At 74.2% G+C, this 7,534-nt stretch carries 6 protein-coding genes; all 6 read right to left on the bottom strand.

What is annotated here, in order from left to right; all coding sequences use genetic code 11:
• Nucleotides 1–295: ABC transporter family substrate-binding protein (locus tag VGL20_17535; protein HEY2705488.1), on the bottom strand; the 295-nt coding region annotated here is incomplete at its 3' end.
• A gap of 79 nt (nucleotides 296–374) precedes the next feature.
• Nucleotides 375–2,435 carry an ABC transporter ATP-binding protein gene (locus VGL20_17530; GenBank protein HEY2705487.1) on the bottom strand — a complete coding sequence of 687 codons (2,061 nt, stop codon included), beginning with the start codon at nucleotides 2,433–2,435 and terminating at the stop codon, nucleotides 375–377.
• On the bottom strand, nucleotides 2,432–3,340 hold the full coding sequence (locus tag VGL20_17525) for an ABC transporter permease (protein ID HEY2705486.1): 909 nt from the start codon (nucleotides 3,338–3,340) through the stop codon (nucleotides 2,432–2,434). The genes VGL20_17530 and VGL20_17525 overlap by 4 nt, the downstream gene beginning before the upstream one ends.
• A gap of 28 nt (nucleotides 3,341–3,368) precedes the next feature.
• Entirely contained in the window at nucleotides 3,369–4,349 is a 981-nt protein-coding gene (locus VGL20_17520) for an ABC transporter permease (protein HEY2705485.1), read from the bottom strand.
• A 95-nt stretch (nucleotides 4,350–4,444) separates the two neighbouring features.
• On the bottom strand, nucleotides 4,445–5,527 hold the full coding sequence (locus VGL20_17515) for a hypothetical protein (GenBank protein HEY2705484.1): 1,083 nt from the start codon (nucleotides 5,525–5,527) through the stop codon (nucleotides 4,445–4,447).
• A 56-nt stretch (nucleotides 5,528–5,583) separates the two neighbouring features.
• On the bottom strand, nucleotides 5,584–7,077 hold the full coding sequence (locus tag VGL20_17510; GenBank protein ID HEY2705483.1) for a TPM domain-containing protein: 1,494 nt from the start codon (nucleotides 7,075–7,077) through the stop codon (nucleotides 5,584–5,586).
• Nucleotides 7,078–7,534 lie beyond the last annotated feature (457 nt).

Genomic DNA, 7,534 nt, shown 5'->3' with positions numbered 1-7,534 from the left:
AGTTGAACATCGACGGCATCAGCGCACCCACGACGTCGGCGCCGTTGCTCGAGGTGCCGTCGAGCTCGTTGCCGTTGAAGTTGACCGGGTAGCCGTCGATCGGCCAGCGGATGGTGCCGCCGTCCTGGAGCAGGCTGCGGTCGGTCCTGTTGATGTCGACGGCGGTGGCAGGAGGCGCCGAGGACCCCGACGACGTCCCCTGTGCCGACGACCCGCCCGAGCCACCGCAGCCCGAGACCGCCAGGCCCAGTGCCGTCAGAAGGCAGACGCTCCACGTACGTCGTGCGGGTGCCACGGCTCCCTCCCTGGTGGTGCCAATTACCGGTTGCTGGCGAGAGTGTATGCCGTGGTGCCGGGGCCCTTCCGGCCGCCCCTCACAGAGCCGCGGGCACCCCCGGGTAGTGGCAGGCGGCGTCGTGGTCGGCGCCCTGGGGCAGCGGCGCAGGCTCCTCGGCGCGGCACCGCTCGCGCAGCACCTCGGGAAGGGTGGCGTAGCGTGGGCAGCGGGCGCGGAAGCGGCAGCCCGACGGGATGTCGAAGGGGCTGGGGAGGTCGCCCTCGAGCAGGATCCGGCGGCGGGCGCGCTCGCGACGCGGGTCGGGGAGCGGGATCGCCGAGAGCAGCGCCTCGGTGTAGGGGTGGGCGGGGGTGTCGAAGACCGCGGCGACGGTGCCGATCTCCACGATCCGGCCGAGGTACATGACCGCCACCCGGTCGGCGATGTGGCGCACCACCGAGAGGTCGTGGGCGACGAAGAGGTAGGCGAGGCCGAGCCGGGCCCTCAGCTCCTCGAGGAGGTTGATCACGCCTGCCCGGATGGAGACGTCGAGCGCGGACACCGGCTCGTCGAGGACGATCAGCCGGGGCTCGAGGGCGAGCGCCCGGGCGATGGCGATGCGCTGGCGCTGGCCGCCGGAGAAGTCCTGGGGGTAGCGGCTGGCGTGCTCCGGCCCCAGCCCCACCAGGCGCAGCAGGTCGCCCACCCGCCGGTCGCGCCGCTGCTTCGGGACCCCGTGGGTGCGCAGCCCCTCGGCGAGGATGTCGCCCACCGGCAGCCGGGGGTCGAGGGAGGCCAGCGGGTCCTGGAAGACCACCGAGAGGTTGCGGCGGATGGCCTTGCGCTCGCCGCCGCCGAGACCGGCGCTGTCGCGGCCGAGCACCACCACCGAGCCCGCGGTCGGCCGGGCCAGGGTGAGGATCTGGGTGATCGTGGTGGTCTTGCCGCAGCCCGACTCGCCGACCAGCGCCAGGGTCTCGCCCTCGCGGACGTCGAAGCTGATCCCGTCGACGGCGCGCACCGTGCCCACCTGGCGCCGGAACACCACCCCCCTGGTGAGCGGGTAGTGCCGCTCGAGGTCGCGCACCTCGAGCACCACCCGCCGGTCCTCGCGGGGGATGGCGGCCACCGCCGGCTCCCCCGCCACCGGCGCGGGGAAGACGTCGGCGGGGCCGAGCCGGCGGGCCTCGATCTCGGCGTGGCGGTGGCAGGCGGCGGTGTGGCGGGGGTCGAGGGTGTGGGCCAGCACCGGCTCGCGGTCGAGGCAGACGTCGACCCGCAGCGGGCAGCGGGGCGCGAAGGGGCAGCCGGCGGGGAGGTCGACCAGCGACGGCGGGCTGCCGTCGAGCGGGGTCAGGGGCTGGCGCTCGGTGGCGTCGAGGCGGGGCAGCGACCCCAGCAGGCCGAGGGTGTAGGGCATCCGCGGCCGGTAGAAGAGCTCGTCCACGGGGCCCGCCTCGACCGGCCGGCCCGCGTACATCACCATGACCCGGTCGGCGAAGCCGGCGATCACCCCGAGGTCGTGGGTGATCATCACGATCGCCGCCCCGGTGGCGCGCTGGGCGGTCTTCAGCACCTCGAGGATCTGCGCCTGGATGGTCACGTCGAGGGCGGTGGTGGGCTCGTCGGCGATGATCAGGTCGGGGTCGTTGGCCATCGCCATCGCGATCATCACCCGCTGCCGCATCCCCCCCGAGAACTCGTGGGGGAAGGCGCGCGCCCGGGTCGCAGGCTCGGGGATGCCCACCAGCTCGAGCAGCTCGATCGCCCGCCGCGACGCCTGCTGGCGCGACACCGCCGTGTGCACCGAGACCGCCTCGGCGATCTGGTCGCCCACCGTGTAGACCGGGGTGAGCGCGGACAGCGGGTCCTGGAAGACCATCGCGATCCCCTTGCCGCGGATCGCCGAGAGCTCGCGGTCGCCGAGTCCGAGCATCTCCTCGCCGTGGAACCGCACCGATCCCTCGACCCGGGCGGTGCGGGGCAGCAGGCCCATCACCGCCAGCGCCGACACCGACTTCCCCGAGCCCGACTCGCCGACGATGCCGAGCACCTCGCCGGCGGCGACGGTGTAGCTGATCCCCCGCACCGCACGCACCGAGCCCGCCTCGCTGGGGAAGGAGACGGTCAGGTCGCCGACCGACAGGACCTCGCTCACGCCTGACCCCGCGGCGCGGCGGCGTTGGGGTCGAAGGCGTCGCGGAGGCCGTCGCCGACCACGCTCACGGCGAGCACGGTGAGGATGAGCAGGCCGCCGGCGAAGAGGAAGAGCCAGGGGAAGGTGAGCGCCGAATGGGTGCCGTCGGCGATCAGGGTGCCGAGCGAGACGTCCGGCGGCTGCACGCCGAAGCCGAAGTAGCTGAGCCCGGTCTCGGCGAGGATGGCGCCGCCGACGTTGATGGTGGCGTCGATGATCAGCAGCGACGACATGTTCGGAAGCAGGTGGCGGGCGATGATCACCGCCGGCGGCACCCCCATGAAGCGCGCCGCCTGGACGAACTCGCGCTCGCGGAGGCTGAGCGACAGGCCGCGCACCACCCGCGCGGTGATCATCCACGAGAAGCCGGCGAGCAGCAGCACGAAGAGCAGCCAGGTGCGCCCCCGGAAGGTGGGGCTGAGGATGGCGATGATCAGGAAGCCGGGCAGCACCAGCAGCAGGTCGACGAACCACATCAGCACCCGGTCGGCCCAGCCCCCGAAGTAGCCGGCGCAGGCGCCCACCACCGCGGCGATGCCGGTCGAGAAGAGGGCGGTGAGCAGGCCGATGATCAGCGACTTCTGGAGTCCGCGCAGAGTCTGCGCGTAGACGTCCTCGCCGATCTGCGAGGTGCCGAACCAGTGCGACCAGGAGGGCGGCTGCAGGAAGGCGTCGAAGTCGTGGGAGCGGTAGTCCCACCTCGAGATGTAGGGCCCGAGGAAGGCGAGCGCGAAGAGCAGCACCAGCACCACCAGGCCGCCGACCGCCAGCCGGCGGCGGAGGAAGCGCCGCAGCACCAGGCGGCCGCGGCCGATCCCCGCCCCCTCGGCGCTGTCGACGGCGGCCGCCTCCTCGATGTCGATCAGGATCGGGTCGGTGGGGATCGCCATGCGGCTAGATCCGCACCCGCGGGTCGAGGACGGCGTAGGCGAGGTCGGAGAGCAGGCCGGCGATCAGCACCAGCACGGCGGCGAAGAGGGTCACCGCCACCACCACGTTGACGTCGTTGTTCGACACCGAGTCGACGAACCACTCGCCCATGCCGTGCCAGCCGAAGATCTTCTCGGTGAAGGCGGCGCCGGTGAGCAGCAGGCCGAAGTTGTAGGCGAAGAACGTGGCCATGGGGATGAGCGCGGTGCGCAGCCCATGCTTGATCAGCGCCTGGCGGCGGCGCAGCCCCTTGGCCTGGGCGGTGCGGAGGAAGTCGCTGCCGAGCACGTCGAGCATGGCGTTGCGCTGGTAGCGGCTGAAGAACGCGGCCTGGCCGAGAACGATCGAGAGCGTCGGCAGGATGAGGTGACTGACCCGGTCGAGGAGGATGTGCAGCGTCCCGCCGGTCAGCCCCGGGGTGTACTCGCCGGTGTAGTCGAGCAGTTGGGCCCCGGTGAGCTGGTTCAGATTCAGCGCCGACAGCTTGAGCAGCACCGCGACGAGGAAGACGGGCGTGGAGAGGATCAGGAAGGACAGGGCGGTGGTGGCGTAGTCGCTGAGCCGGTACTGGCGGACGGCGCCGAGAACCCCCACCCCGACCCCGATCACCCCGCCGAGCACCGAGCCGAGGAGCAGGAGGCGCAGGCTCACCCCCATCCGCCGGGTCATCTCCGTGGTCACCGAGTCCCCGGCCACGGTCTTTCCGAAGTCGCCGTGGGTCACCCCGCCCAGCCAGCGGCCGAAGCGCTGGACCACCGGGGTGTGGTCGTTGAGGTTGAGCTCGTCCAGCTGCTTGTCGATCACCGCCGCCGGGAGCGGGGGGTTGCGCCCCTCGTAGTTGGCGCGGGGATGGAGGGTGGCGCCGGCGAGGAAGTAGCCCAGCGCGGTGGCCAGGGCCACGAGGACGGTGTAGTTGAGCAGCCTGCGGAGAAGGAATCTGGCCACCCCGCGCAATCTACCTCAAGCAGGCGCAAGCACCGATCTCCGGAGTTGTGCACCCAGGGTCTTGCTGATGGCTGCGGTCCACCGTGGACCGGGCCCTACGAACAGCCGCCGGCCACCCGCTGCCCGGTGGGGAGCAGGCGGGGGATGTCGACCCTCCGCAGCCCGGTCGACCTGCTGAAGCGGTAGAGGGTGCCGCCGTCGTCCGACATCCAGACCCCGCCGGCGTCGGTGACCGACACCGGGTAGCCCGGGGTGTCGTCCCCGCCGGGGGCGTCGTCCGAGACCTGGTGCGCCTGTCCCGGCGCCGTGACCAGCCACACCGAGCTGGACTGCGGGGCGGCCACCTGCACCAGCGGCTGGCCCTCGCCATCGACCCCGACGACGCGGAGACCCGCGCCCTGGCGGTGGTACCAGACGGTGACCCCTCCGGTCGCCGGGTCGAGACGCCAGAGCTCGTCGGCACCGCCGCCGGGCAGCACCGCGACCCCCCACACCGCCCCGCCCCCGACCGCCGCCCACTCCACCCCGGCCTCGGTGGGACGCAGGCTGCGCGCCGCCCCGCTCGCCGGATCGAGGAGCAGCAGGCCGTCGGTGGCACCCCCGGCCTGGCGGCGGTGGACCGCGTAGACCCCCTCGGCCCGGACGGCGAGCACCTCGAGGTCGCCGCCGCCGCCGAGCACCCGGTCGGCGGCGCCGCGGACGTCGACGAGGTGGACGCCGTCGCCGGCCCCGTAGGCGTAGCCGAGCCCGTCGGCGGCCACCGCCGCCGGGGGCGCGGGCACCCAGCGGCCGGCGGCGCGGTCGTAGCTCGGGGACGCCCCGGCGGCGCCGTGGAGCACCGGCGCCGCGGCGGTGCGGCTGCGGGGGTCCTGACCGCTCCCCGGCAGCACTCCGCCGGAGGGGTCGGCCACCGCGCTGCCGTTGGCGAGCTGGACGAAGCCCACCCCCTCGCGGCCCCCGGCGGTCCGGCCGCTCAGGGGGAGGCGGCAGCCGTGGCCGGGAGCCCCCCGGGGCGGCGCGGTGGTCGCCGGGGCCGCGAGCGCCGGGCCGGTGGCGACGGCGCCGGTGCCGGGCAGGCCCGAGGCCACCGGCTCGCCGCATCCCGAGACCGCGCCGGCGAGGAGGGCGGCGAGGAGGGCGCCGGCGGCGCGGGTGCGCGGCGATGCGGGCTCGATCACGGCGGGCTGCATTGTCCCGTCCGGACGCCCGGCCGTGGGGGTCGAGGGTCGCGGGGTCAGAACCCGCCCCCGGCGCCGCCGCCACCGGCACCGGCCCCTCCGCCGTCGCCACCGCCCCCGCCGGAGCCGCCAGCGCCGGTGTCACCGAACACCACCCACATGCCGCCGAAGTCGCCCGCCCGCTGGTCGCGGAGGTCGGCCCAGGCGGGCGCGTACCCCGCCCGGCTGTCGCGGAGCAGCCGGCCGCTCAGCTCCCGATCGAGATGGAGGGCGACGGCGTGGGCGAGATGCTCGTCCCAGTCGATGTGATCCTCGAGAAGGCGGAATCGCGCCGCGAGCTCCCGCCGGTAGGCCTCCCAGGGGGCAGCGGCGGTCCGGCCCTCGGCGGTGACCTCGGGAAGGCGGGATGCCACCGAGAACCCGACGAACGCGGCGGACCCGGCGGCGACGACGCCAAGCCATCCCCAGGGTTCGAGCCCTGCGACGGCGGTGCCCGCGGTGACCGTGGCGAGGAGCAGGCCGGCGGCGCCGCCGAGGAGCAGCGGCCGCCGGATCTCCGTCATCCGCGACTCGAACAGTCCGCGCCCGCACAGCTCCTCGCGGAGCGTGGCGAGCATCCGCTGCGGCCGGCTCAGCACCCTGCCGAGCGGGCGGCGGCCGACCCACCCGTCGCCGTCGGCGGCGACGGCCAGCGCCATCCACAGCTCACGCTCCCAGGGGGTGCGGACCCCGCTGACGTCGACGCAGCGGAGCCGCAGCGGGACCTTGCGCCCTCCCTCCATCCGCAGCGCTCCGCGGCGGGCGAGGTCGAGGAGGGTGGCGCGCGCCAGGGACGGGTGGACGTGCCCCTGCCAGAGGGCGCCGGCGATCGCCGGCGGCGCGTCAGCGGCTGACGCGGGACCCACCTCCGCGCCCACGGTCACCGCGCTCCGCCGGCGCCACACCCGCGCCGCTGTCACCGACACGAGAACGAGCAGCAGCAGCGCAGCGGGGTCGAGCCCGAAGCGGGTCACCGCGGATGCGGCCGTCACCGCCGCCGAGGGGCGGGGCGGTCCCTCGCGGAGGTCGCGAGCGACCGCGGTCAGACCGGCGTCGACCGCCGCCGCCACCTCGCCGGCGACGAGGTGGGGCGCCATGACGTCGTCGTAGATCCGCTGCAGCTCACCCTCGGGGAGGCGGCCGTCGAGCAGCGCCTGGCCGGCATAGATCGCCGCGGTGCCGTGCCGGGGGCTGCCGGGGAGCAGGCTGACCAGCACCACCACGCCATCGTGGGCGCCGGGCGTGGACTCGACATGCTCCGCCGTCATCAGCGCCCGGGCGTCGGCCACGGTCTGGTCCTGGCTCTCGTCGAGGTGGCGCAGCGTCACCACCACCGGCGATCCCGCCGCGGCCACGGTGGCGGCCCGGCGCTCGACCTCGGCGCGGTCGGACGGGCCGAGCAGCCCGGCGTCGTCGTGGACCCGGGCGGTGGCGGCCGAGACCTCCCCGCTGGCGAGCAGGCTGCCTGCCAGGGCGAGTGCGAGGGTGAGCCTGCGGCCGGACGCCTTCACGGCGCCATCATGCGGCCTGGTGGCGTGGTCGGTGATCCCGGGCGGAGCCTCGACGAAGCCGATCGCGGAGCCGCCCGGGGGGCGCCGGTTCGGGAGAGGAGGTGGACACCACTGAGGGCTTGGTATGCGCTGATGTCGGTCGGTGTGTGTTTTGGCATTGCGCTGCGCATATTTGGGTCTGGCCAGGGGGGGAGGGGAATACGGCGGCTTTGCGTTTGCAGTGCGGGCGGTTTGCGCGGGGCGGGTGTTTGCTTGCAATACGAACGTCTGTTTGCTATCATTGCTTTGTGATGAGCGCAATGCCCGACAGTCACTCCGAGCCTTCCAGCCTGGCGCCCGAGTGTGAGATGCACGATCTCTCGGTGCGGATGCATGCCGATTCGGCGCGGATGGCGGAGCTGGTCTGTGCATTCGCGGACGGCGGGGAGTGGCGCCGGGCGGGAGTGCGCAGCTGCGC

The sequence above is a fragment of the Candidatus Dormiibacterota bacterium genome, from assembly GCA_036495095.1.
GTDB lineage: Bacteria > Chloroflexota > Dormibacteria > Aeolococcales > Aeolococcaceae > CF-96.
The sequence above is the reverse complement of the archived record's forward strand: the minus strand, read 5'-3'. Positions and strand labels throughout refer to the sequence as shown.